At 31.9% G+C, this 25,564-nt stretch carries 20 protein-coding genes; 4 read left to right on the forward strand and 16 right to left on the reverse strand.

Annotated features, from left to right (window positions below):
• Positions 1-32: 32 nt before the first annotated feature.
• Together TDSAC_RS05860 and priA are read right to left on the reverse strand one after the other, a co-directional pair.
• Positions 33-3,449, reverse strand: a complete 3,417-nt coding sequence (locus TDSAC_RS05860) for an EAL domain-containing protein (protein ID WP_108309321.1) — start codon at positions 3,447-3,449, stop codon at positions 33-35.
• A gap of 262 nt (positions 3,450-3,711) precedes the next feature.
• Positions 3,712-5,907 (reverse strand): replication restart helicase PriA, encoded by a 2,196-nt coding sequence (priA, locus tag TDSAC_RS05865; protein WP_108309322.1) that lies wholly within the window; start codon positions 5,905-5,907, stop codon positions 3,712-3,714.
• Between the two features lie 33 nt (positions 5,908-5,940).
• Between priA and xth the strand changes: the two genes are divergently transcribed.
• On the forward strand, positions 5,941-6,705 hold the full coding sequence (xth, locus tag TDSAC_RS05870; protein ID WP_108309323.1) for an exodeoxyribonuclease III: 765 nt from the start codon (positions 5,941-5,943) through the stop codon (positions 6,703-6,705).
• On the opposite strand, the gene rsmA is transcribed toward xth, so the two are convergent.
• From rsmA to pyk, 9 genes are all read right to left on the reverse strand, one after another.
• On the reverse strand, positions 6,702-7,493 hold the full coding sequence (gene rsmA, locus TDSAC_RS05875; protein WP_108309324.1) for a 16S rRNA (adenine(1518)-N(6)/adenine(1519)-N(6))-dimethyltransferase RsmA: 792 nt from the start codon (positions 7,491-7,493) through the stop codon (positions 6,702-6,704). The two genes, xth and rsmA, sit on opposite strands and share 4 nt — an antisense overlap.
• A 15-nt stretch (positions 7,494-7,508) precedes the next feature.
• Positions 7,509-8,540 (reverse strand): 4-hydroxythreonine-4-phosphate dehydrogenase PdxA, encoded by a 1,032-nt coding sequence (locus TDSAC_RS05880; RefSeq protein ID WP_108309325.1) that lies wholly within the window; start codon positions 8,538-8,540, stop codon positions 7,509-7,511.
• A 33-nt stretch (positions 8,541-8,573) separates the two neighbouring features.
• A complete protein-coding gene (gene ahbA / locus TDSAC_RS05885; RefSeq protein WP_199919727.1) occupies positions 8,574-9,050 on the reverse strand; it encodes a siroheme decarboxylase subunit alpha in 477 nt (158 codons plus the stop codon).
• Complete coding sequence (gene nirJ2, locus TDSAC_RS05890; RefSeq protein WP_108310342.1) at positions 9,029-10,012, reverse strand: putative heme d1 biosynthesis radical SAM protein NirJ2; 984 nt, start codon at positions 10,010-10,012, stop codon at positions 9,029-9,031. The genes ahbA and nirJ2 overlap by 22 nt, the downstream gene beginning before the upstream one ends.
• Positions 10,013-10,071: 59 nt before the next feature.
• Positions 10,072-11,052, reverse strand: a complete 981-nt coding sequence (hemB, locus tag TDSAC_RS05895; RefSeq protein ID WP_108309326.1) for a porphobilinogen synthase — start codon at positions 11,050-11,052, stop codon at positions 10,072-10,074.
• A 33-nt stretch (positions 11,053-11,085) separates the two neighbouring features.
• On the reverse strand, positions 11,086-12,258 hold the full coding sequence (locus TDSAC_RS05900) for a radical SAM/SPASM domain-containing protein (protein WP_108309327.1): 1,173 nt from the start codon (positions 12,256-12,258) through the stop codon (positions 11,086-11,088).
• Positions 12,259-12,289: 31 nt separating this feature from the next.
• The gene (locus TDSAC_RS05905; protein WP_108309328.1) at positions 12,290-13,063 is read right to left on the reverse strand and encodes an Mrp/NBP35 family ATP-binding protein; all 774 of its coding nucleotides are present in this window, start codon (positions 13,061-13,063) and stop codon (positions 12,290-12,292) included.
• A 12-nt stretch (positions 13,064-13,075) separates the two neighbouring features.
• Positions 13,076-14,464 (reverse strand): NAD(P)/FAD-dependent oxidoreductase, encoded by a 1,389-nt coding sequence (locus TDSAC_RS05910; protein ID WP_108309329.1) that lies wholly within the window; start codon positions 14,462-14,464, stop codon positions 13,076-13,078.
• A gap of 119 nt (positions 14,465-14,583) precedes the next feature.
• Entirely contained in the window at positions 14,584-16,335 is a 1,752-nt protein-coding gene (gene pyk / locus TDSAC_RS05915; protein WP_108309330.1) for a pyruvate kinase, read from the reverse strand.
• A 139-nt stretch (positions 16,336-16,474) separates the two neighbouring features.
• On the opposite strand from pyk, the gene TDSAC_RS05920 reads away from it, so the two are divergent.
• Entirely contained in the window at positions 16,475-19,240 is a 2,766-nt protein-coding gene (locus tag TDSAC_RS05920) for a WD40 repeat domain-containing protein (RefSeq protein ID WP_108309331.1), read from the forward strand.
• A 25-nt stretch (positions 19,241-19,265) separates the two neighbouring features.
• Here TDSAC_RS05920 and TDSAC_RS05925 read toward each other — a convergent pair whose 3' ends face one another.
• Complete coding sequence (locus TDSAC_RS05925) at positions 19,266-20,147, reverse strand: DMT family transporter (protein ID WP_108309332.1); 882 nt, start codon at positions 20,145-20,147, stop codon at positions 19,266-19,268.
• A 319-nt stretch (positions 20,148-20,466) separates the two neighbouring features.
• Here TDSAC_RS05925 and TDSAC_RS05930 point away from each other — a divergent pair, with 319 nt between their 5' ends.
• Both TDSAC_RS05930 and TDSAC_RS05935 read left to right on the forward strand, forming a co-directional pair.
• The gene (locus tag TDSAC_RS05930; protein WP_108309333.1) at positions 20,467-21,363 is read left to right on the forward strand and encodes a PP-loop family protein; all 897 of its coding nucleotides are present in this window, start codon (positions 20,467-20,469) and stop codon (positions 21,361-21,363) included.
• A 3-nt stretch (positions 21,364-21,366) separates the two neighbouring features.
• Positions 21,367-22,134 (forward strand): tRNA (adenine-N1)-methyltransferase, encoded by a 768-nt coding sequence (locus tag TDSAC_RS05935; RefSeq protein WP_108309334.1) that lies wholly within the window; start codon positions 21,367-21,369, stop codon positions 22,132-22,134.
• A 3-nt stretch (positions 22,135-22,137) separates the two neighbouring features.
• Here TDSAC_RS05935 and TDSAC_RS05940 read toward each other — a convergent pair whose 3' ends face one another.
• From TDSAC_RS05940 to TDSAC_RS05955, 4 genes are read right to left on the reverse strand one after another with little or no spacing between them, the layout of a single operon-like run.
• On the reverse strand, positions 22,138-22,761 hold the full coding sequence (locus TDSAC_RS05940) for a coenzyme F420-0:L-glutamate ligase (RefSeq protein ID WP_108309335.1): 624 nt from the start codon (positions 22,759-22,761) through the stop codon (positions 22,138-22,140).
• Positions 22,739-23,227 carry a hypothetical protein gene (locus TDSAC_RS05945; RefSeq protein WP_108309336.1) on the reverse strand — a complete coding sequence of 163 codons (489 nt, stop codon included), beginning with the start codon at positions 23,225-23,227 and terminating at the stop codon, positions 22,739-22,741. The genes TDSAC_RS05940 and TDSAC_RS05945 overlap by 23 nt, the downstream gene beginning before the upstream one ends.
• Positions 23,227-24,438: a 2-C-methyl-D-erythritol 4-phosphate cytidylyltransferase gene (ispD, locus tag TDSAC_RS09230; RefSeq protein ID WP_108309337.1), complete on the reverse strand. Its 1,212-nt coding sequence runs from the start codon at positions 24,436-24,438 to the stop codon at positions 23,227-23,229. The genes TDSAC_RS05945 and ispD overlap by 1 nt, the downstream gene beginning before the upstream one ends.
• Positions 24,435-25,556 carry a PIN/TRAM domain-containing protein gene (locus TDSAC_RS05955; RefSeq protein ID WP_108309338.1) on the reverse strand — a complete coding sequence of 374 codons (1,122 nt, stop codon included), beginning with the start codon at positions 25,554-25,556 and terminating at the stop codon, positions 24,435-24,437. Before TDSAC_RS05955 ends, ispD begins: the two co-directional genes overlap by 4 nt.
• Positions 25,557-25,564 lie beyond the last annotated feature (8 nt).

A 25,564-nucleotide genomic window follows, 5' to 3' on the forward strand; every position in this document is an offset into this window, starting at 1 on the left:
ATTAAAGTCTCCAAAAAATTTATTTATAACCCTTAAATGTTACCTAAAATTTCACCAAGCTCATCTCTTGGCATCGGCCTATAGAACAAATATCCCTGAAAGTAATCACAATTCATAGATTTTAGAATATCAAACTGCTCTACAGTTTCTACTCCTTCTGCAATTGTCTTTATATTTAGCGAATGTGCAAGAAAAATAATGGAATTTATAATGTTTCTTGTTTTATAGTTTTCTATATCTCTTATAAACGATATATCTATTTTTAATGTCTCAATGTCGAGCATTGAAAGATATGACAGGGAAGAAAAACCAGTACCAAAATCATCTAAGGAAAAATATATGCCATATTTTTTTAACTCTCTAATAAGATCTGAAATATAATCAAAGCTGTTTATAAATGCTCTTTCAACAATCTCTATTTTCAATAAATCCATTTGCAGGTGATGAAATTTTAGTTTAGAAAATAAATCTTCTCTCAAACTCCTTTGCATCAAACTTTTAGAAGAAAGGTTAATTGATATAGGAATCGTTTTTTTAAAAGATTGCAAGTCATCAAGGACATTCTCTATGAGTTGGTGTTCTGCATCTATTATAAGGGGGGTTTTTTCTAAATATTCTATAAAATCAATTGGAGGAATTATTTTACCATCTTTATTCCAGCGCATTAAAGCCTCTGCCCCAACAATTTTTCTATCTTTATTTACATAAGGTTGATAAAAGGCAATAAATTCTTTGTTTGCTACCGCAAGATCTAAATCTAACTTTAGTCTTAAAGCTTTTGTAGCCTCTATTTCTAAATCCTGCCTGAAAAAACCTATCTGGTTTTCTCCTTTTTCTTTGGCATCTGCAAGAGCTATCATGGCTTTATTTAGTAAATCTTCAGAAGTATTAGCATCCCTAGGAAACAGGCTAAGTCCTATGTTAAATGAAACAGAAATATTTTTATTCAACATCTCATAGGGTTCTATAATACCACTTAAGATCTTTGAAACTACTATAAGTATGTCCTCTTCCGCTTTTAAATCTTTAACTAGAATGCCAAATCTGTCAGATTCAAGCTTCGCTATAACATCGTATGCCTTTAGATTGTCCTTCAACCTCTGAGCTATTTTTTTTAGCATATAATCTCCAACTTCAAAACCATAGGCTTCGTTTATTCTTTTAAAGTTTAGAGGATTTATTATAGCTACTGAAAAAATCTGGTTTTCAGATTTCGCTCTTTCTAAAAGTTTTTCTAACTCCATTTTAAATGAGTTTAAATTAATTAATCCAGTTGTGCCATCATAATTAACTAATCTGTCTAATTCTCTTAAAAGCTCATCATCTTTCTCAATTTCCTTACCTACTGCTATATAGTGAGTAATATTTAACCCCTCAAAAAATGGCATTATATTGACATAAAAATCCTTTAATAAGCCATTTTTCATCCTATATTTCATTAATCCTGAATAGGTATTTCCGGATTTCAAAATTTTATAAAAGTTTTTTAAAAATTCTTTTGTATGCGTTCTTGGAGAAAATATAGAGTGGTGTTTACCTATAATCTCATCTTTCGAATAACCAGATATTCTAAGAGCTCTATCATTTACATATACTATGTTAAAATTACTGTCAGTAACTGCTACAAACTCAAAACCAGCATCCAAAGCACTAAGAGTTATCTTTGAGAACTTTTCATCTTCCAGTTTATTCAGGATAAATTCAATTTGTTGCTGAATTACTTTAAATAAGTTAAATATCTCATTATTGAAAAGACTTTCAGTAAAAATTAGAACAAGAGAACCAATAATATCTTCTTTAAAGGATATGCTTAGCGCAATACAAGAATTAAACCCATAAGAGCAAACAAATTCTCTAAATGGGCAAATATCCTGTGAGCAAATGTCTTCTAATAAATATATACCTTTACTGTTTAGACTCTTTATTAGAGGTTCATCTGATTGTAAAAACTTATTATTTGTAAATAGGCGACCTACCATTTTCGCCTTATCTAAATATCCTTGAAATCTATCATCTTTAGCTGAAAAGTAGACAACTTCAAAATTTTTATTACTTTTTAAAACTACATAAGACACTTCCATACCCAGATTTTCAACCAAAAGCATGGGTAAGGACGATAAAAATTCTTCCTTTGTTTTTATTTTCAGAGATAAATTGCTAATTTCATACAAGGTATTATAAATCCTTGATTTCAACTCTAATTGATCTTCATATTCTACAAGTTTTGTAACATCCATTGATAGATCAACAAAACGATAAACTTCACCATTTTGCATAACAGGTATTATTGTTGAATTAAGATAGAATATTGAACCATCCTTTGCTTTGTTTACAAACCTACAAGTACAAGACTCTCCTGCCAGGATCTTTTTCCAAAGCTTTTCATAAAAAGTTTTATCATGATGCCCTGACTTAAAGATTCTTGGATTCTGACCAATCAACTCTTCTTTAGAATAGCCTGATATATCGGATACAGCCTTGTTTGCGTCTAATATAGTGCCATCTTTATCTGTAATTACCACCCACTCGTGGGATATAGAAATAGCTTGATTTAAAACAAGCATATTTTTTTGGGATTCAATCTTTTCTAAAGCAAAAGATAAATCCAATTGGAGTTCTTCTAGAAGGTGTAAATGATCCTCGTCAAAGGAGTATAACGTATCGTTGATCAACAGAATATATTTAACCTTATCCCCTTTAAGAATAGGTATAGAACAGGTTGAATGTATATTGTAAGCGTTATAAAAATCATGCCAGTATGAAGTATCTATTTGTTTTGCTGCATTTGGTATCAGACTTACTTTCTTTGTATGATAAGCTTTTGATACTGAGCCCTTACCATATGGAGTTTGCTCATCTACACCAATCGTCAGATTCCTTACAGTTTCTTCCAATTCTTTTGTCTTTGCTTTTGTATAAATCTGTTTGAAAAGTAAGTTCTCATCTATATAGCCTATTGTAGAGTACAAAAAACCTGCCTCGTCAACAATTATGTCACAAGATTTTTTCAACAATTCTTCTTCATCATTTACTCTTACTATTAACTGGTTTATCTGACTTAAAGTAAAAAATAGTTTCTCGTATGACCTTTCTTTAGTCCTATCTAAAACTAACACCAGACCAGAAGGTTTATTTTCATATTCTATCGTGTAAGCAAATGCTGATACCGGTATAAAAGTGTTTGATTTTGATAAAAGCGAGTAGTTTTTATATTCTACAACAAAATTTTGTCCAACTGCGCGTTTTTTTAGGTTCGCCTTTATTTCTTCTTTGACTGTATCTGTCACAAAATCCAATATACTTTTTCCAATAATATCATCTGGACTCTCATATTCTAAAATTTTAGCAAAGCGCTTATTTGCAAAAACTATTCTACCCTCTATACCTTGATCTATATAAACACCAAATATAGAAAAGCGCAATATAGCGTCAAAAAAATCTAAATTCATAAATATTACCTCTAAATTAAATTAAAATTTTAATAATACATAGACCAAAAATTCAAAAATATAATTCAAAATAATAACATAGTATAATTATCAAAAAATAGCCAATAAATAAAAGTATTTTAAAACATTTAATTAATAAAATCAAATTTTATTTCTTAATTATCGATAAAAAACAACACTATCTCTAACATAAAGAAAATAGTTATCAGTAAAAAAAATTAGAAAGAAGAAACAAATAAAATAATATAACCGAAAATTAATCCTAAAAATAGTACAACGGATCTACATCTACAATAAATATTTTTTTATTCTTCGGAGAATATCTCTTTAATAATATTTCAAGAAAGTCTTTTCTCACGTCCTTGTCCTTAAACCTGATCAGAGAATACATCCTATAATTTCCGTGCAGTCTCAAAATTGGACAAAACTTTGGTGCAGTTACTTTTATATCCCTATTTTCAAACAAAACGTATACCTCTTTTAAAATTTCTCTAAATTTTTTCGCCTCGTCCTTTACTTCTGTAAGTTTTCCATTCCATCTAAACATCACTTCATAACTAAAAGGAGGGCAAAACATATCCTTTCTTAATTCCAATTCTTCCAATAAAAAATCCCAATAGCTTATTGTCGTATACTTACGAATAATAGGCACCTGATCTTCGCTCGCCTGAATTACCACCTTACCTCCCATAGAATATCTCCCTGCTCTGCCTGTTACCTGAACCAGCAATTGATATAGCTTTTCAAACGACCTAAAATCTGGTATAGAAGTCAAAGGCTCTAAAAAAGGTATACCCACAAAGTTTATTTTCGGAAAGTTTAAACCCTTTGTAATTATCTGAGTGCCAACTAAGAAATCTATCTTTCCATCTAAAATATCTTTAAGAACAGCTTTTAGCTTTGAATAGGTATTTACGCTGTCAGAGTCAATTCTTTCCACATTAGCATCTGGAAAGATGTTTTTTAACTCTTCGGTAATCTTTTGAGATCCAGCGCCGTATTGTTTGAAATTCAAGCCTGAACACTTTTTACAAACTGGGTCTGTGGTAAACTTATAGCCGCAATGATGACATACATACACCCTTTTCCCTTTTATAACATGAACGCACATCGGCACATCACAATTTTTACACTTTACTAACTCTCCGCAATCAGCACAACTAACAAATGGATAAAATCCTCTTCTTGGCACGAAAATAATAGCTTGCTCTTTTTTTTCTTTTACTTCCTTCAGGGAGTTTATAAATTCTTCGCTAAACGATCCATAAAAGTTATTTCTTTTGACGATATTTATTTTTGGCAAGCTAAATTCTCCAAATCTTTTGGACAGATAATAAGAAAAAACTTCTCCATCAAGAATTCTTTTCCCCAGGTCCACACTCGGAGTAGCGCTCACATACAAAACTGGACAATTGTTATACCTTGCTCTCTCTCTCGCTAAAATTCTCGCATCATATCTTATAAAGTCGTCCTGTTTATAATTTTCGCTTTGCTCTTCGTCCACTATAATTATTCCTATATCGTTTATAGGTAAAAAGATCAAAGATCTAGGACCGATAAATATTTTCTCAGTCAAATTCGTGATGATGTTCAAAAGTTTGTTTCTTTCAGACTTGCCCAGCTGACTGTGCCAGACATATACAAGATTGGGAAATCTCTTTTCCAGCATATCTACAAAGTGCGTCGCAAGAGTAATCTCTGGCAAAAGAAGCATTGCATTCTTTCCCTTTTTTAGAACTTCCACAATCAGCTTTAAATAAACCTCAGTCTTGCCACTCCCGGTAGTCCCTACTAAAGAGAGCTCACTGTTTCTATTTAGATACCCTTTGAAATATTTAAAAGCCCTATCTTGCTCATCGTTTAGAATTGATAAGTTTTCATATTTCTCAATCTCATCAGCCTTTTTATAAAGATCTAAATTAGCCTTGTCATTTCTTATATTAGTTTCACTAACCATATCTACTAATCTCTCAGATAGGGCATACCTAAAGGTATCTTTATACTTACTTTTTATATATGAAAGGTCGTATTCTCTCCTGTTTAATTGCTCTAATAGATCCTTGAGATTGTCTGAAAATAGTAAAGAACATTCTAAAACCTCTTGCCCCTTTTTTGATATTTTTACTTTATTTTTCGATAATAACTTCATATTAAAGGAGGGAAAAAGTTTTAGAGCACTGCTGGGGGTAACAAAATAATATTCACAGATGAATTTATATAGTTTATACAGGTCATCATTGAAAAATTTTTTTTCATAAATTGAGTTAACGAATTTAAGCTCGGATAAATTTTCCTGTCCTATAAACTCTTTTGAAGATTCAACAATGCCCAAATAGCTTTTCTCGCTCACAGGCACATCTACCAGAGAACCTGATTCAATATCTCTTTCAGATTTGATATAATAGCTTAGTCTCTTATTTATATTTGGTAATTGAACGTCTAAAATATATTTTTTCATAAAAACCCTCAATTCTTTTAAAGGAGTCTAAATTTGATTATAACTACCTTTAATGTAAATTCTATAAGAAGCAGGACTGACATTGTAAACCTGCTTATAGAAAAACATAACCCAGAAATAATAGCCCTCCAGGAAATAAAATGTACTCTAGATCTTTTCCCAAACCTTGCTTTTCCAGATTATAAGTGTCTGGTATCCGGAGAGAAATCATATAACGGTGTAGCAATTTGCACAAAACTTGATTCTAGCCGCTTTGAAAACGAATTTCAAGATACTGTAAATCAGAAAAGATCCATATTTGCAAAATTTGAAAACTTTACCCTTATGAATATATACTTTCCTCACGGCGATCTTAGGGGTACAGACAAGTTCTATTATAAATTAGATTTTTATAAAAAATTACTTGTTTTTCTCAAAGAAAATTTTACCCCGAACGATCCTATAATTATGCTCGGAGACTTTAACGTAGCTTTGACAGATTTTGACGTATATGACCCAGAAATCCTAAAAGACACCATCGGCACAATGCCAGAAGAAAGAGAAGCTTTAAAGGAGCTCCTTAATTATGGTTTTATAGATACATACAGACATTTACACCCAAACGATCCAGGTTTCACATGGTTTAGCTATATTGGAGGTGATATATGGAAAAACAACGGAATGAGAATAGATTACATTCTGGTAACCAAACCTCTTATAAATAAAGTAAAGAAAGTTGAAGTTGACATATCTCTTAGAAGAAGAAGAATTCCAAAGCCATCTGATCACGCCCCCCTTGTTATGGAAATTGATCTCTAAAGAGATCTTCCCTTTAAAAGTCTAAAGATCCTCCAGTACATTTCAGGATCTATCTGTCCAGGTCTCATTGAAAGCAAATTTTCGTTCATTTCTGAAAAAATTCTAATATACTCTTCAGTTAATACATTCTTTATAATTTTTCTTGGTTGAGAAAAAACTTTTCTTAAGAAATCTTCAAAATCTTTACAGTGCAGCTTCTTTTCATAAAAATCACTTTTTGGGACTAATCTTATTACAATAGACCTTACCTTCGGTTTTGGATAAAAACAGTTCTCTTTAACTTCAAAAAGTATATCCCCCTCGAAAAAATTTTGAATGAGAACGCTTAATCTACCATATCCTTTAGCTCCTGGCAAAGCAAAAAGTCTTTGAGACATTTCTTTTTGGATCATTATGGTCATACTCTTCAGTGATATATCCTCTTTTATCAGTTTTACAATTATTAAAGATGCAATATTGTAAGGCAAGTTTGCAATAACGTTTACTTTTTTTTCTATAAATCTTAGTTCGGTTTCAAGAACGTCAGACAACATAATTTTTTTTCCATATAAAGAGAGATATTTTGCGAATTCTTTGCATAAAAAGGCATACAAACCTCTATCAACTTCTATCCCCAAATAATTATTCGGTAATTTTATAAGATACTTCGTCAGCGCTCCTTTTCCAGGTCCAATTTCTAGTATAAAGTCTTCTTTTTCAATAAATGCTGATTCAACTATCTTTTTTGAAATATTTTGATCCACCAAGAAATTTTGGCCGTATCTTTTTAATGGTGCAAGATTTCTCATTACTTAAGTAATATCTTAAAAACTATTAGTGGTAAAACGAATGAAGTTTTCATAAAAATCAAATATTAACTCTAACCCTCCTTCATCTACTCTTTTAGGATCTTTTGCAACAGAGTATCCAACCCCGTGAGCCAGAGTACATCTTAAAAAGGGCAATCCTATGTTTATCTCAATTATTCTTGGAAAGGATAAAGATTTCATAATTGACAAAAATTGATCGTGATAAAGAGATATTACAGCCCTTATATCCAGAGCTTTTAAATTAAAATATGCCGAATCGGGTGAAAGAGGACCAAAAAGTTCAACATAAGAATAATTTGATCTCGCGTACTCGATAAATGGCTTTATGATAAGCTCTTCTTCACTCCCAATACTGCCACCCTCACCTGCATGAGGATTTAGACCCAATATAGCAATCTTTAAAGGTTTTATACCAAAAATATTTGCAAGATATATTATAGATTCGAGAGATAAGTTGAGCTTTTCAAAAGTAATCTGGTCTGACACATCTTTAATTGGTATATGATGAGAAAGAAGATTTAGAAGATAAAATCCATCGAAGAAGTTCATGCTAATATCTTTGCAATATCTTTCTTCAAGAAAGGTAGTATGCCCTAAAAATTTTTTGCCTATAGATTTTGATATTAAATATTTATTTATTGGCAAAGTCAAATAAAATTTTGAATTTCTTTCTTCTACAAATTTCAAAGACTCTATAAAGCACTCATAAGAAAATTTTCCTACTTTATAATCTGGCTTGCCAAGAACCTCTAAACCAAAATTACAATTAATATCTACAATTCCATAACCTTTAGAACTATCAAAAGTAGGAATATCCAAGTCACAATCCATAAAATCACATAAATCATCAAAAAAGGCTTTGTTAGTAAAGAGTATAATTTTTTTATCCTTATTTTTCGTTAAATATTTAACCAAAGAAATTAAGCCAATTCCAGAAAGATCTCCACACGATACAACAGGTATAGAGACAACATCACAAGAATTAAAAGATTTTTCAAGGTTACCCTTATCATAAAAGTTACTCATAAATAATCCTGCCTTTGAAAACTTTCTATTTTTTCAATCTTTAATTTTGAACCTTACATCAATTTTAAAAATTCTTTTAGCAGGAAGCTCTATTAAACTTATTACCCCATCTTCTTTCCGTAGTTCTTCGATAAAAGCGTCAATTTCTTCTTTGGATGGCATTATCAAGGTAAACCAAAGATTGTATTCATGATCTCTAAGGTAGTTATGAGAAACGCCATGACATTTATTAATCCTTTCTACTATTTTATCAATGTGATTCTTGTCTACCTTCAATCCTATTAGAGTTCCTTTAAAACCCAATTTTCTCGGATCAAATACGCCACCTATCAACCTAATTATACCTTCTGACTTTAGCTTCTTAAGTAGCTCTATTGTCTTTTCACCACTTAATCCCAATTGAGCTCCCAGCTCATCAAAAGGTCTTTCTACAATAGGAAAGTTGTGTTGGATCTTTTCTAAAAGAGCCTCTTCTAGTTCAGTTAGTTTTATTTTTTTCTCATTAGACACCAAGGTTCTTCTCCTAAATAGTCTTTGTTGTAAAAGAGCGCTCTTGCCCTACAACCACCACAAATTTCTTTATATACACATTTTCCACAAGATCCTTTAAGATTACCTTCTCTTAACTCTTTAAATAAAGGAGCATCTCTCCAAATATTAGAAAACCTTTCCAACTTTACGTTTCCTACCTTTATAGGCATATATGGACAGGGCCACACGTCGCCTTCAGGGGTAATTGAACAATATCCTGTGCCAGCAAGACAACCTTTTGTAAATCTGGTCTCAATTCCCAGAGTTTTTGCAATTCTCATGTATTGTGGAGCACAAGTAGGTTTTAATTCTATATTTACACTCTTAGACTTCAAAAGTACCTTTTTCAAAAGATCTTCGTAGTCCTGAGCATTTAAGCTTTCTATTTCAATATCTACCGCCCTTCCAGTAGGCACTAAAAAAAATATATGATGAGCATCAGCGCCAATTTCAACAGCAAAGTCTGTAATATCTAAAATTTCATTAATGTTTCTTTTAGTTACAGTAGTGTTTATTTGAAATGAGAGATTAATTTCTTTGAGCATTTTCATAGCATTTACGGCCCTAGACCATGCTCCTTCTACTCCTCTAAATCTATCGTGTTCTGACTGATTCAGACTATCCAAACTAATGCTGATTCTTGAAGCGCCTGCTTTTTTTAGCTTTAAAGCTACATCTTTATCAATAAGAGTTCCATTAGTCCCAAAAACAGGCCTTAGCCCAATGCTACTTGCATATTCAGTCAATTCGAATATATCTTCCCTTAAAAGAGGTTCTCCACCACTAAACACAATAATCTTAAATCCTGCCCTTTTTATCTCATCAAGCAGCAACTTTCCTTGTGTAGTAGTAAGCTCGTTATATTTTTTATCACCTGCATCCCTATAACAATGAACACATTTTAAGTTACATTCTTGTGTAGTATTCCAGGAACACAAAATAGGTTGATTGTTATCAGGCTTCAATTTATGGCTCCCTTCTTAAAAAGCGATGAATTAAATCACTTGCCATTTTGGGCTAGCCACTTTGCATAATCCAAAGAGTGATAAGAAATAATAATATCAGCTCCAGCCCTTAAAAAGGCATAGAAAATTTCTGAAACAGTACTCATTTCATCTAACCAGCCATTTATGCTTGCAGCTTTGACCATAGAATACTCACCACTAACGTTGTACACTGCAACCGGTAAAAGAACACTGTCCTTAACAACTTTTAAGACGTCAAGATAAGCAAGTCCTGGCTTTACCATCAAGATATCAGCATATTCTTCTACATCTATAAGTGCTTCTTTTACAGCTTCATTATAACCAAAAAAGGGACTCATTTGATGAGTCTTTCTATTGCCAAATTTTGGTGCAGACTCCGCAGCATCTCTAAATGGCCCGTAAAAACATGAAGAATATTTAACAGAGTAGCTCATTATAATCGTATTATAAAACCCCTTAGTATCCAGCGCATTTCTAATGGATAAAACCATCCCATCCATCATTCCGGAAGGAGCAATTATATCAGCACCACTTTCAGCATAAGAGATCGCAATATTATTAAGAACTTTTAAGGTTTCATCGTTTAAGATCTCGCCGTCTCTTACAATACCGCAGTGCCCATGATCGGTATATTCGCACAAGCATGTATCCGCAGCCACCACCATCTTAGGAAATTCCTTTTTCACCATTCGGATGGCTTTTTGCACTTCTCCCTCTCTGTTAGATGCCCAGCTTCCAATAGAATCTTTTACTTCAGAAATCCCAAAAAATATTATAGATTTTATGCCGTAATTCACTGCCTTTTCTACGAAATTTAAGACCCTGTCAACAGTATATCTATATACACCAGGCATACTAACTATCTCTTCAATCCTGTTAGACCCTGGCATCACAAATATTGGAAGCATAAGCTTTTTTACTTCTACCAACGAATTATTCAACATCTCTCTTATGCCGTCTTGTCTTATTCGTCTTGCCCTATACATAGGAAACATAAAAATTCCCCTTTCAAACAAGAAAATTAAAAATCAAAACTCTAATTTATCTATATAACAGGCAGGATCTTCTTGCATAATATCGCCATGAACCACCTCAGCTCTAATTCTGCAACCACCACAAAGATAATTGTATTTGCATTCTCCACATATGCCTTTCAAATACTTTTCTTTGTTCCTAAGCTTTTTTAAAAGAGGTTCATTTTCATCTGTCCAGATCTGAGAAAACGGTCTCTCTCTTACGTTCCCAAGATTATAATGAAGCCAGAATTGGCATGGATGAACATTACCTTCATTATCAATATTTGCAAATTTTGTACCAGCTGAGCAACCACCGTGCATTTTTAATAGCTCTTTTATTTCATCAGCTTTGTCCGGATTATTCGATGTAAGATATAGATAAAGTGCGATACCATCTGCATGGTTATCAGTAGTAAGTATTTCCAAATCTATACCCTTTTTGTCAAATTCAATAGTCTTTTTAACAAGTATATTAAAAAGTTCTACATTTTGTTCTTTGGTCAAGTCGAGATCAAGCATATCCTTGCCTCTTCCAGAATAAACCAAATGGTACATACAAAATCTTGGAATGTTATTTTCAGCTACAAAATCGAGAACAGCGGGTAAATCTTTAAAATTCATTTTATTTACAGTAAACCTAACACCTGACTTAAGCCCAATTTTTAAACAATTTTTTATACCTTCAACAGATTTCCTAAAAGCACCCTCAACACCCCTAAACTCATCGTGAATCTTTTCTAAACCATCTAAGCTGATACCAACATATTGAAAGTGACCATCTTTAAGTTTCTTAGCTATATCTTCTGTTATGAGAGTTCCATTAGAAGAAAGAACTGGTCTAATATTTTTTGAAAAAGCATAATCAGCCAATTCAAAAATATCTTCTCTTAATAGAGGTTCTCCACCAGAAAATAAAAGTACAGGAGTACCTAGAACTGATAGATCGTCTATTAAAGCCTTTGCCTCCTCTGTGGAAAGCTCATTTGAAACCTTTTCTCCTGCATTTATATAACAGTGTTTGCACTTCAAATTGCAAGCTTTTGTTACATTCCATACTACAAGGGGCCTATTTTCTGTAGTAAATTGAAGAAGCTTTGGATCCTTTGTAGAAACCTTTTTATCTCTTTCTTTTATTACATCAGAAACAGTAGCTTTTCCACAAAGAAGCTTGGTAAAGCCTATCATAGCTTTTCTCCTTTCAAGTTTGAGAAAAAAATTAAAATTTTACATGTGAAAATATATTTTTTGTATACTCTTCTATTTTACCTTCATCAGCCATTTGAACCATTATTGGATCAATTGGAACCTTCGCCAAAACTTCTATCCCATATTCCATAGCAATTTTTTCAACCTTAGAAGCTCCAAATATATAATATTCTTTCTGGTTATCAGGACAAACAAAATAGCTCATATTCTCCACAATTCCTAAAAGTTTTCCATTCTTTACTCTCTTTACCATCTTCATGCTCTTTTTAACTATTAAAGATGCCAGATCTTGAGGAGTGGTAACTACAATAGCACCTTCAACTGGGATTGACTGGAAAACTGTGATAACAACATCAGAAGTTCCAGGTGGCAAATCTATAAATAGATAATCTAACTCTCCCCAATCCACCTGTTCCCAAAATTCTTTGATAACCTTTGATAACATCGGACCACGCCATATTACAGGGTCGTCCTCCGAAGGCAAAAGCAAATTAAGTGATACTACTTTTATGCCCAATTTAGTGGTTGCTGGTTGCAATTTATCGTTTTTAACTTCCAACTTTTTATTAACCCCAAACAGCTTTGGTATGCTAGGCCCAGTTACATCAGCATCAAGAATCCCTACTTTAAAATTTCTTCTTGCAAATTCACAAGCTAACAGAGAAGTAACCGTGCTCTTTCCTACTCCGCCCTTGCCACTCAATATTGCTACAACTTTTTTTACATTAGGCAAGATTACAGGTTCCAAAAGACCCGCACCCTTTTCCTGAGCTTTATCTGACATAATTATCCTCCTTTAATTAGTTTTTATCTTATTTATAATACTATTTGCTGCTAAAACACCCGATGCTGAAGCTTGAATTAGACCTCTTGTTACTCCTACTCCGTCACCTGCTCCGTACAATCCTTCAATAGGGGTCATCAAATTAGAGTCCAACTTTAGTCTTGAAGAATAGTACTTAACCTCGACAGCATAAAGTAAAGTATAGCGAGAATAGACCCCAGGTGCAAGTTTATCTAATGCTTGTAACATTTCTATAATGCTTTTAAGATGTCTATAAGGTAAAACTAAGCTTATATCTCCAGGAGTAGCGCCTTTTAAAGTAGGCACCACTACTGATTTTAGAAGTCTTTCTTTAGTGGATCTTCTACCTTCCAAAAGATCCCCCAATCTTTGTACCAAAACGCCCCCACCCAAAAGATTTGCAAGCCTTGCAATATATTTACCATAAGCAATAGGTTCTTTAAACGGTTCTGTAAAAGATTTACTAACAAGCAAAGCAAAGTTTGTATTTTCAGTCTTTCTATCCGCATAACTGTGGCCATTTACAGTAATTACACCGTCACTTTGTTCGCTTACAACTTCTCCATAAGGATTCATACAAAAGGTTCTTACTTTATCTTCAAACAACTTTGAATAATAGATCAATTTTATTTCATACGTTATCTTTGTTAGTTGTTCCATAATAGTAGCAGGAACTTCCACTCTTACTCCAATATCAACAGGGTTGTTTTGAACTTCAATCCCTAACCTTCTAGCTTCATTAAAAATCCAATTAGCACCATCACGACCAGGTGATACAATAACGTATTTGCTTTTATAAACTGTTCCATCAGACACCTTTACGCCGTTTACTCTATTATCTTTTATAATTATTTCATCTACAGTAGACGAAGTTAGTATATCTACCTTCTTTTCAAGTTCTTCTTTCATATTTTGTAATATAATAGGTGATTTATCCGTTCCTAAATGTCTTACCTTAAAAGGGATATATTTCAAATCAGCTAGTATAGACCTCTTTTTTAGTTCCATTTCTTCTTCTGGATTTGGGGAGTAAACCTGCTGTGCCCCTCCAAAATCTACCCATATTTTGTCTACATATGAAACTAAGCTGCTCAATTTCTCTTCACCTATAATATCAGCAAGATTCCCACCAATATCAGTAGACAAGGTAAGTTTTCCATCGCTAAATGCGCCAGCACCACCCCAACCGCTCATTAGTGCACAAGGGGTACAATTTAAACACTGAGTTTTTCTATCTCTCATAGGGCAATGTCTTTTGGATATATCGTGTCCCTTTTCAATTATTAAAATAGAACTATCATCAAGTTTTTTAGTTAGCTCTAATGCAGCGAATATTCCAGCAGGACCAGCACCAACAATTATTATGTCATAATTTTTCATATCTACACCCACTTTCTCAGAAAAATACCCTGGCAAAACCAGGGTAATTTTAAATTAATTTAATTTATTGACACAAATTCCAACGCCTTTTTTACTATTCTAACACAAAAACGCCAAAACTACCTAACGTTTATTTCTCCCTGATAAATTAAACCTTTTTCTGCATCGACCGTAATCACTAGGCCATCTTTTAAAAGTTCAACAGCACCTTCTACCCCTATTACCACAGGAATACCAAAATTTATTCCAAGTATTACAGCGTTTGAAGTAAGCCCGCCTTCTTCAACTATTAGTGCCCCAGCTTCAGTAGTATATTTGGCTAACTCTTCATCGATACTCTTTGCAACCACAATACACCCAGCTTTCATCCTTTCTCTAAAATCCTTCAAAGTATTAGCAATACAAACTGTCCCTGTATATGAACCACGTCCAACACCAATTCCCTTCAATATAATATTTCCAACTAAATGAACCCTTATCATATTTGTGGTACCTGTAGCGCCCAATGGTACACCTGCAGTAATAACTACCAGATCGCCTTCTTTAATCAAATTTGAAGCAGTAGACTTGCTAATTGCCTCCAAAACCATTTCTTCAATGTTATTAGTTCTTTCGCACTTTATAGGATAAACTCCCCAAATTAGTTTCATCTTTCTAACCATTCTAATATCAGGTGAAACGCCTATAATAAAAGCATTTGGTCTATATTTTGACACCATCTTAGCAGTATATCCGCTTTGAGTAATGCTTACAATTGCAGCAGCATCAAGTTCATGAGAAATCTGTACTGTAGCATGACTTATAGCATCAGTAGTAGTTTTCTGGTTCAAACCTTTAGACAAAAAGATTACTTTATAATCTAATGACATTTCAGTTTTTAAAGCAATTCTTGCCATCATTTCCATAGCTTCCAAAGGGTAATTCCCAGCTGCTGTTTCACCGCTAAGCATCACAGCGTCTGTACCATCAAGAATAGCGTTTGCTACGTCACTTGCTTCAGCCCTAGTAGGGTGTGGATTATTTATCATTGATTCCAGCATTTGTGTGGCAGTAATTACAGGCTTTCCAATTTTATTTGCTTTTTTGATTAGCTCCTTTTGAATCAAAGGAACGTCTTCATTTGGTATCTCAATTCCCATATCTCCTCTTGCAACCATAATACCATCAGCAACTTTAAGGATTTCATCGATATTATCAATTCCAAATCTATTTTCTATCTTTGCAATAATATCCATATTCGAATTGTTTTCTTCCAAAACTCTTCTAATTTCCAAAATATTCGACGCATTTTGTACAAAAGAAGCAGCAATAAAATCCATTTCATTTTCAATTCCAAATTTTATATCGTTTATATCCTTTTCTGACAGAAACTGCATGTCCAAAAAAACTCCCGGCACAGCTACTCTTTTATGATCCTTTAATATGCCATTGTTCATTACTGTAGTATAAATATTTTTGTCATCGGTATCTTCAACCTGTAAAGAAATTAATCCATCTGATAAAACTATTACATTACCCCTTTTTATCTTTTTAATCAGATCAGGATAAGTAACAGAAACAATTTCCTCATTTCCTTCAATCTCTTCAGCAGTCAAGACAAATTTTTGCCCTTTTTTAAGCTGTACAGAACCGCTTTTAAATTTGCCAACTCTGATTTCAGGACCTTTAGTATCTAACATTAAGGCTACTTCCCTTTTTAACTCTTTTGACGCTTCTCTTACCATTTGGATTCTCCTAAAATGATCCTCATAATCCCCATGAGAAAAGTTAAGCCTTGCCACATCCATTCCATTTTTAACAAAGTTATATAAAATTTCAGGATCGTCAGTGCTGGGCCCCAATGTGCATATTATTTTAGTTTTTCTAATCATACTTTCCCCTTTTGAATAAATTTTTATATATTTTATAATTATTATAACAGCCTTTAAATAACGAGTTACTAACATTTCAATTAAAAACAGGAGTTTAAGGTATAATAAAATATCTATAAAGTAACCAAATTAAAAATCAGTGAATAAAAAAACAATAAATTTTATTTTTGAAAAAGGAATCGATATCCCTCAGTCAAACTTTACTGAAGGAAATTTCCCAGTTCTCACAGGAAATCTTATTGAAAAACTAAGAAAGAGGAAAGATTGGATATTCATTACTGCATTTTCTCCTGATGGAGTCCATTTTGCCTCTGGTGGTTTTAATTCTAATATTCTCTTGTGGAATATTTTTAAAGAAAAGCCAATAGATACTTTAAGTGGTCATGAAGATTGGATAATTGCACTTGCTTTCTCCAATGACGGGAAGTATCTTCTTTCAGGGAGCAGAGACAATAATATTATTCTCTGGTCTGTTCAAGAAAGAAGGTCCATAACTAAATTTGTAGGACATCAAAATAGAATTTCTTCGTTAGCATTTTCGCAAGACGACAGTTTGATTGCATCTGGTGGATATGATTCAACTATAAGAATCTGGACTCTGGATTCCAAAAAACCTATTAAAACAATTGACACTTCTCCACTTTGGCCTACATCTATTTGTTTTGCTATTAAGAATCTAAAGTTAATCGCAGGTTTCAATGATGGAACAATAATTATTTATGATTTAAACAACTATTCTCAAACAAATGTAGTAAATGTATTTCAGAATTGGATAGATTCAATAAAGTGCAGTAAAGATGAATCAATCTTTTACGCCTCAAATACAAATGGTTTCATAAAAATTTTAGAAACAAGAAGTAATAGATTAATATTCAGCAAAAAAGTTCCTTTCAAAGCCTCTTCATTCCCTTATAATGAAAGAAGTCTAAATTTTATAGATGCCCTAAGTGTATACATGATGTTATACGAGAGAAATCCTGAAAATTTTCTAAAGGGGATAAGAAACTACAATAATAATATTGAAAGTTACAGCCATAAAGTATTTATAAAGAATTATAAAGACTACGCTTTTGACTTTTCGAAAAACCTAGATATCGTAGCTTACACTGAAAGATCAAATTATATTTACGTCTTCAATACAAAAACTCAAGATTTTATAAAAATCGATACTTCTAGTTCCTGGATAAAAACCATTTCTATATTAGATGACGACAATTTGCTGGCTGCTGGTGGATATGATGGAGAAGTAAAATTATTTTCACTTAATACTGGTTATTTAATTAGTTCAATTGTTGATCACGCTTCATGGATAAATTCTTTAAAATTCTCAAGAGATAGTAAACTAATAGCTGCTGGTTTAGAAGATGGAACTATTTTGATTATAAAAATTAAGGGTTTGGAAGTTATAGAAAAATTTAACCTTAATAGTAGCATATACAAACTGGATTTTTCTAATAACAGTAAGTCTATCTTAGCTTCTACTATAGATGGCAATCTATTTAAGATTAACTTGGCTAATAAAGAAATTGAATTAATTCAGAAATTAAATAACTCATGGATTTCAAGTTTTACCTTTTTAAACACAGAAAAAACTTTTGTTACAGCTTCTGAAAACGGTTATATCTATTTAATAGAAAACAATCAAATCATAAATAGTAATAAAATTCATGATTCAGAAATAATAATGTTAGAACTTTTAGACGATAATACTTTAGTCAGCGGTTCTCTGGATTTATTTTTAAAACAAATTAACATAACCGGTCTAGAAGTCCTTTCTGAAAAAAGATTAGATGGCTTACCTTTAGCATATAACAAAAATCTTAAAAAGTTATTTATATCTCATTTTAGAAACATCTCTATATACAAAAAAAGCGATTCGCAAGAATTTGGCGATCCGAAACTTAATAAACCAAAAATAGAATTTAATTTTAACTCTAACTCTAAGCAGTTTAATATATCAAAAAATTGTGAAAGTTTATTTGTACTAAAAGGTAATAATCAATTAGAAAGAGTTTCTTTAATTGACCTTAATATTTCATCTCTAATAAAACCGTTAGAACCTATAACAACTTTTTGTAATGACTTAAACCTTTCTAAATTAGTTATTGGCCACCTTAATTCTGAAATAAAAGTTTATGATACTGAAAAAAATCAAGTTATTAAAAACTTAAAATCGTATGAAGGTTCAATATCTTCACTTAACTTATCGATAGACGAAAGTTTTCTTCTGGTAGGTTTCGAAGATGGAACAATTGAGTTGTGGTTATTTAATGAAGAAAAAAATCTCTGGTGTATAAATAACAACTCTGAACCAATTAGCGAATTAACATTTAGTTATGACAAGTTATTTTTCATATCAAAAAACAAATATAGCTTAGACACGAATTTGTGGTCTACTATCGAAGGTACTAAACTCGGAACCTTTCCAAACAAAAATTTTTGTTTCAGAAACTTTGTTTTCTCTCCTAATTCAGAATCAGTTCTATATCTCAACGATAAAAATCAACTTTCTATTTGGTTTTTGAAAGAAGGAAGAGAAATAATAATACCTGAAAAGAAAACTGAACCCTTTATAACATATTTCTCTTATTCTCCAGATTCATCAAAAATTGTAGTAGGTTATATTGATGATACATTACAAGTATTTTCAATTGGAGGAGATCTCATAAAAGAAGAAAACAACAAATCTAGCTCCATCACTTTTATATTATTTAAAGATGAAAGATCTTTCTTTACTTCCCACCTAGATGGCACAATCAGATTTCACACCCTGGAAGATTCTCCAAGCACTGAACTTATTTTTGCTCATCATTCATCAATAGACCTTTTATCATATAACGCTGAAAAAAATCTTTTAATTTCTTATTCTACTATAGAACATACATTAAAAGTTTGGAGTTTATAAATCAATTTAAAATAACGCTGTTTTTTTACTTTTTATTACTAATTTGGTCTTTAAAAACTCCAAGTATCCCTAGAATTATTAATATGGCACCAATGATTGTATAACTATTTATTTCTTCATTTAAGATAACGTGCCCCAAAAATAGAGCAAGAACAGGATTAACATAAGCATAGGTCATAGATATATTTATAGGTAAAAGCTTTACAGCGTTTATATAAGCAGTAAATGCCAGTACAGAACCAAACAATACTAAATATGCACATGCCAAAATTGCATTTAAGCCTGGCAAAGTATAGCTTTCATGAAAAAATTGGCTTAAAAGGAAAAAACCCAACGATGCAAATATATTTTGATAGAAACTAATCGTCAAAACAGACATATTTAAACTATAGTTTCTTTGGATTATTGCACCACATGCCCAGCACAAAGCAGAAATAAATACTAAAAAATAAGAAAATATGCCTATAAAAGAAAAATTAGATATTTTAGGAATAAACAGACAAAATACTCCAACAAATCCAAGCAATAAAGATAATATAGATATCAATGAGGGCATCCTTTTTGTAAAAATTGAATCCAAAAAAGATGCTAATATCGGTGTAACTCCTAAGATCAAAGCTGTCAAGCCAGAAGCTGCATTTTGTTCAGCCCACATAATCAAGCCATTTCCGAAAACCCACATAAGTAAACTGGTAGAAAATATTACTTTAAATTCATAAAAATTCAATCTTAGATTTATTTTTTTTACCAAAATAATAGATAATAAAATCAATGCAGCACAAAAAAGCCTTACCGCCCCAAGAGTAAAAGGCTCAAAACCACCGGTTACAGCAATTCTTATTGCAAGATAAGTACTACTCCAGACAATATAAACTACAAATAAGTTTAAGAGGCCAAAAACAGACATTTTAGAAAATAAACCAACCCTTTAAAAATTTAAAAACCCAAAAATTTTTTTTTAAATAAAAAACCACATAAATATATATTATAATCTAAACTATAAGAAATAAAACTAAATATTTACCTAAAATCACCTTTCTTAAAAAATATTTTATCCATAATAGTGAAAAATAGTATATTATTTTTGAATTTTATAAAGTTAATTAAAAATTCAAAAACACTTCTACTGGTTTACTAGTTATGTTTTAAATTATTGTTAAAATAATAAATAATATACGATAATAAATTTTTCATAAGGAGGCCTTAAAATAAAAACGCAACATCATATGAAATGCACAGTTTGTAAAAAAGATGCAGTAATAAAGCTTCCAAGACACAACCTTAAGCTATGTGAAGAGCACTTCAAAGAACACATCATCTATCAAACACAAAGGGTTATAAAACATTTTAATATGTTTAAAAAGGATGATGTTCTACTCCTTGCTGTTTCAGGAGGAAAAGATAGCCTTGGGCTATGGCTTATCTTAAAAGAACTTGGATTCAACGTAAAAGCTCTTCACATAATAATGCCTTTTGGTAAGTATTCAGAAAAATCTTTAGAAATAGTCGAAAATTTTGCAAAGAAACTAAATGAAGACCCAATATATATTGAAGCAAACAATTATTTAGACATAGATTTCTTTAAAGCCTTAAAAATATATAAAAAGCCCGTTTGTTCTTTTTGCGGCAAAATAAAGCGATACATACTTTCTACTTATGCAAGTAGAAATTCTTATAATACAATTATTACTGGCCATAATCTTGATGACGAGACAGCATTTTTACTTGGGAACGTATTACATTGGCACACTGAGTATTTAAAGAAACAAGGTCCAGTATTAGAAAGAAATCAATTTATTCCTAAAAAAGTAAAACCCTTAATTCGCATAACAGATGAAGAAATGAGCTTTTTTGCAAAAGTTTCCAAAATTGAATATGTTGCCGAAAGATGCCCTTATTCTAAAGATGCTAAATCTATATTTTTCAAAGATATATTAAATGAAATTGATAAATATATGCCAGGTACAAAATCCTTTTTTTATTTCCAATATGTAGAAAATATTAAGAACAATATCTTTATGAAAGATACCGAAGAACCAAAAGAATGTAAAATCTGTCACTATCAAACCTATAGTGACGATATTTGCTTCCTGTGCAAGATAAAATCAAAATATAGAGGGTGAAAAATGGATATCAACGAAGGTGAGTTAATCGAAGCAACAAACAAAAAGGGGTTCAAAAAGATTTTTCAGTTTTATAGCAAACAAAAAATTCAACTACAAGGTGGATTCATTGACCCAGAAGACATCATCAATTCAGAAGAAGGGGATACTATTACTGCTTCAGATGGGCTAAAATACCATATTTTTAAACCGACCATACATGACTACATAATGTATGGAGTCAAAAGGCAAACTCAAATAATATACCCAAAAGAAGCTGGATATATAATCTTAAAACTCGATATAAGAAACTCCAAAGTAGTAGGAGAGGCAGGCACCGGTTCTGGATCTCTGACATTAATTCTTTCAGAATTAGTTTCAGAAAAAGGAAGAATAATAACATTTGAAAAAAATTTAGATTTTTTAAATAATGCTAGAAAAAATATTGAGAAATTTAGCAAACTTCAAAATATTACCTTCGTGAATGAAGATTTTATTAACTCAAATTATGAAAATTTTTTTGATTCCTTCTTTATGGATCTAAAAGATCCATGGTTTTATTTTGAAAAAGTAAGCAAGGCTCTTAAAAGAGGGGGGAATTTTGGTTTGATAGTACCAACTACCAACCAAGTAAATCAGTCAATAAACGAGCTCGAATCAAACAACTTCTTAATAGATGAAATAGTTGAAATCTTTCACAGAAAATATAAAATAAATCCAAACAGACTAAGGCCAGAAGATATTATGACAGGGCACACAGGATATCTTATCTTCGCAAAAAAGGTAAAATAAATCCTACTTTATTAAAATTATTGGGGTTTGCTCGTCTGCATTTCCAGCAGGGTTATCTTTCATTATATTCTCAACTTCCTTAGAATCAACGCCTTTTGAACAACCTACCACCCATGCTACCCCAAGATCGTTCGCATCAACTATCGCAACTCTTACACCGCCAAGTGATTGACTTATTTCATCTGCAGTTTTATCTGGATCCTTTGGCCCCATTACAATGACCTTGTCATATGGTTGAATAGTACCCGCAGTATCATCTATTAAAGCAGATTGTTTGCCACATAATTTATAAAATATCCCTTTTTTGCCAAAAACTTTAAGTAGTGAACCTATTACAAAGGAAGCCAAAACCCTAAAGAGCCCCACCTCATTAATTAAAAGTTGCATTGCAAAGGGAGATGCCAGGCTACCTATCTGTGGGAAAAAAAGGCATAATCTCTTGGCAAAGTAACCTATTTTAATGTAATCAGGATAAAAAAAACGACCCTGTGTAATAGCAAGTGGGCTTTCTGCAATTACTACAATTGTATCTTTATCTATCTTATCTTTGGCATATTTCTTTATAACGTCAACAATATTGTCCTCTGGTCCCAAAATATGAGTTTTAATTGGTATACGATTTTTCATAAACAATTGCTCCTTTTAAAAAATTGTCAGAAAAATTATAGTGAAATTTAGAAAAATACATTGACATATCTCTTCTGCCAGAATATTTTATATGAAACTGCAATTTTCCCTCTTTAAGATGCTCCTTCGGTAGCAAAACCAATATAGGTATTCCGCTCTTTGGATGTACCAAAGAAGTTTTGAAATAATTTTCTACCGGATAGCCCACTGATACTATATCCAGAACTCTTGTTTTAGGTTCTAATAAAATACAACTTACATCGTGTACAATAGCTATAATTTCTGATACGTTATCAATTGAAAATGGCAAATAAAAATATTTTTCGTCACTGAAAAAATCCACTTTAGTTGAATCAAAATTTAGCTGCACAGAAGTTTCTGGAAGTCTTCTAAATCTAATTTCTAATATTGCAAAAAAAGATATTACCAAAATTGCAACTAGTATTAAAAAAGAAATAATTATCATCAACAATTCTCCTCTTTTTTCAAAAGAACTACAGCTTTAGCATATATGCCTTCTTCCCTACCTAAGAATCCCAAACCTTCAGCTGTCTTTCCTTTGAGATTTACTTTTATTTTGTCAATATTTAGCGTGTTTGAAATAACAGAAATTATTTCATCTTTAAATGCCCTGATTTTAGGCTTTTCAGCAAACACTATCATGTCTATATTCTGGATCTTAAAACCTTTACTATAGACAAGCGTTGAAACTTTCTGAAGTAAAGTCAAACTTGAAACACCATAATATTTTGGATCGGTGTCTGGAAACAAAGTGCCAATATCGTCCAAACCAGATGCGCCTAAAAGAGCGTCAATTAGTGCATGAAGCAATACGTCAGCATCAGAATGCCCCTTTAGACCCTTCTCAAATGGTATAAGAACACCTCCAAGGTATAAGGGCCTTTCTTTATCAAATGGGTGAATATCTTCTCCTATGCCTACAAAATAATTTTGTACCTTTCTTACCTTCTCCTCCTCATAAACCTTTTCAGATAATTTTTTAAAATCCACATCACTATTTATAAAATTTTTAACCAACTCTAAATCTTGAGGATACGTAATTTTCATATTAGAATTATCTCCCAATACAACAAATGGCCTTATACCATGAAATTCCATCAAAGAAGATTCGTCAGTAAAAACCAGGCGCTTTAGAATAGCATTTTCAAACGCTTCAAGAAGTTCTTTTCTTTTAAATATTTGCGGAGTTTGCGCCAAAAAAATAGAATCTCTGTCAAGAGTTTCTTTTATAAAGCCATCTTCTACTCTCTTCACCGTGTCATTTACACCAACACATACCACACAAGAACCTTTTTGAACAGCAGCATTTATCGATCTTTCAATAATATCAACGCTTACAAATGGCCTTGCAGCATCATGAACTAAAACAAATTCAGCAGTTTCAGGAACCTTTAATATCCCTTTTCTCACACTATCTTGTCTGAGCTTTCCACCAGGAACAACATATTTAACCAGATCATATTTCTTTAAGAGCTCTCTAATAAACTGGATATAGTTAGATAAACAAACAACTACAATTCCTTCGATTTTATTACTCTTTGAAATAGTTTCAACAGAATACTCAAGCATATATTTGTCGCCTATCTTTATTAAAGGTTTGTAAGAACCAAGCCTCTCACCTTTACCTGCAGCTACTATCACAGCCCAGATATTCAAGAAAGAATTCTCCCAAATACAATTCTTCCGGATGATGTTTGTAATACGCTTGTTATCGTAATGTTAACTTGAGAATTAATATGATTTTTACCGTCTTCTATTACAACCATTGTCCCATCGTCTAAATATCCAACTCCTTGACCCGGAGTCTTTCCTTCCCTAACTATTTGGATAGAAATTTCTTCCCCAGGAAGCACTACCGCCTTTACTGCATTTGCCAGGTCATTAATGTTTAAGACTTTTATGTTCATTAAAGATGCAACCTGGTTTAAATTATAATCATTTGTAATAATGCTTGAATTTGGTACGCCCTGAGCATATTTTATAAGTTTTTCGTCCACACCATTTAACCCTTTATAATCGATTTCGTCTATAATAATAGAATCTTTTGCTTCCTCTTTAAAAGAATTCAATATTTCTAAAGCCCTTTTCCCTCTTGCCCTTTTCATTGGATCGGTAGAATCAGATAATTGCTGAACTTCTTTTATTACAAAGGAAGGAATAATTATCTTACCTTCTAAAAAACCAGTTCGCCATATATCTTGAATTCTACCATCAATAATTACGCTTGTATCAATTATTTTAGAATTCCCATATTGATGAACAACCTCTTTTATATGTTGTCTATCGCTCATGCCAAGAATTAAAGAAGAAGCTTTTTGGTAAAACTTAGAAATTAACTTAAAAGTATTTTCTATATCCCTTTTTTTCTTTAGCGCCAGATAAACCCCTAAAAATCCTAGAACAAGATTAAATAAGAGTGGAATAAGTTTTATTATCCCTATCAATGGCAAAAAGGAAAGCGGCCAGGTTATAAGTAAAGAAATAATCAAACCCAATAAGAGGCCTAGTACAGGTATAAAAATATCAAAGAGAGAAAAAGAAGTGATTCTATTCAAAAAAAACTTCAAATAACTAAAAAGCTTGTTCCAAAAAACAAATGCGAATAAAAAACCAATAAATGCAAAGAAAATAGGAATAAAAAAAAATGACAAAGTGCCAATTGATTTCTCTTGCCAAGGAAAAATAGAGTCAAAAAGTGACATTTTTACAATTGAATACCCTATAATAAAAAATATGAGAGAACAGAATCCTGACCATAGCAACCTTAAGTTCATAGGGCTCA

It is taken from the genome of Thermodesulfobium acidiphilum (assembly GCF_003057965.1).
Lineage (GTDB): Bacteria > Thermodesulfobiota > Thermodesulfobiia > Thermodesulfobiales > Thermodesulfobiaceae > Thermodesulfobium > Thermodesulfobium acidiphilum.

Coding starts and splice junctions, on each gene's coding strand:
- hemB (WP_108309326.1), bottom strand. CDS start 11,052: ATGTTTCCTATGTATAGGGCAAGACGAATAAGACAAGACGGCATAAGA.
- TDSAC_RS05955 (WP_108309338.1), bottom strand. CDS start 25,556: ATGAACTTAAGGTTGCTATGGTCAGGATTCTGTTCTCTCATATTTTTT.
- priA (WP_108309322.1), bottom strand. CDS start 5,907: ATGAAAAAATATATTTTAGACGTTCAATTACCAAATATAAATAAGAGA.
- TDSAC_RS05900 (WP_108309327.1), bottom strand. CDS start 12,258: ATGATAGGCTTTACCAAGCTTCTTTGTGGAAAAGCTACTGTTTCTGAT.
- TDSAC_RS05930 (WP_108309333.1), top strand. CDS start 20,467: ATGAAATGCACAGTTTGTAAAAAAGATGCAGTAATAAAGCTTCCAAGA.
- TDSAC_RS05945 (WP_108309336.1), bottom strand. CDS start 23,227: ATGATAATTATTTCTTTTTTAATACTAGTTGCAATTTTGGTAATATCT.
- rsmA (WP_108309324.1), bottom strand. CDS start 7,493: ATGAGAAATCTTGCACCATTAAAAAGATACGGCCAAAATTTCTTGGTG.
- TDSAC_RS05940 (WP_108309335.1), bottom strand. CDS start 22,761: ATGAAAAATCGTATACCAATTAAAACTCATATTTTGGGACCAGAGGAC.
- TDSAC_RS05925 (WP_108309332.1), bottom strand. CDS start 20,147: ATGTCTGTTTTTGGCCTCTTAAACTTATTTGTAGTTTATATTGTCTGG.
- TDSAC_RS05935 (WP_108309334.1), top strand. CDS start 21,367: ATGGATATCAACGAAGGTGAGTTAATCGAAGCAACAAACAAAAAGGGG.
- TDSAC_RS05880 (WP_108309325.1), bottom strand. CDS start 8,540: ATGAGTAACTTTTATGATAAGGGTAACCTTGAAAAATCTTTTAATTCT.
- pyk (WP_108309330.1), bottom strand. CDS start 16,335: ATGATTAGAAAAACTAAAATAATATGCACATTGGGGCCCAGCACTGAC.
- TDSAC_RS05910 (WP_108309329.1), bottom strand. CDS start 14,464: ATGAAAAATTATGACATAATAATTGTTGGTGCTGGTCCTGCTGGAATA.
- TDSAC_RS05905 (WP_108309328.1), bottom strand. CDS start 13,063: ATGTCAGATAAAGCTCAGGAAAAGGGTGCGGGTCTTTTGGAACCTGTA.
- TDSAC_RS05860 (WP_108309321.1), bottom strand. CDS start 3,449: ATGAATTTAGATTTTTTTGACGCTATATTGCGCTTTTCTATATTTGGT.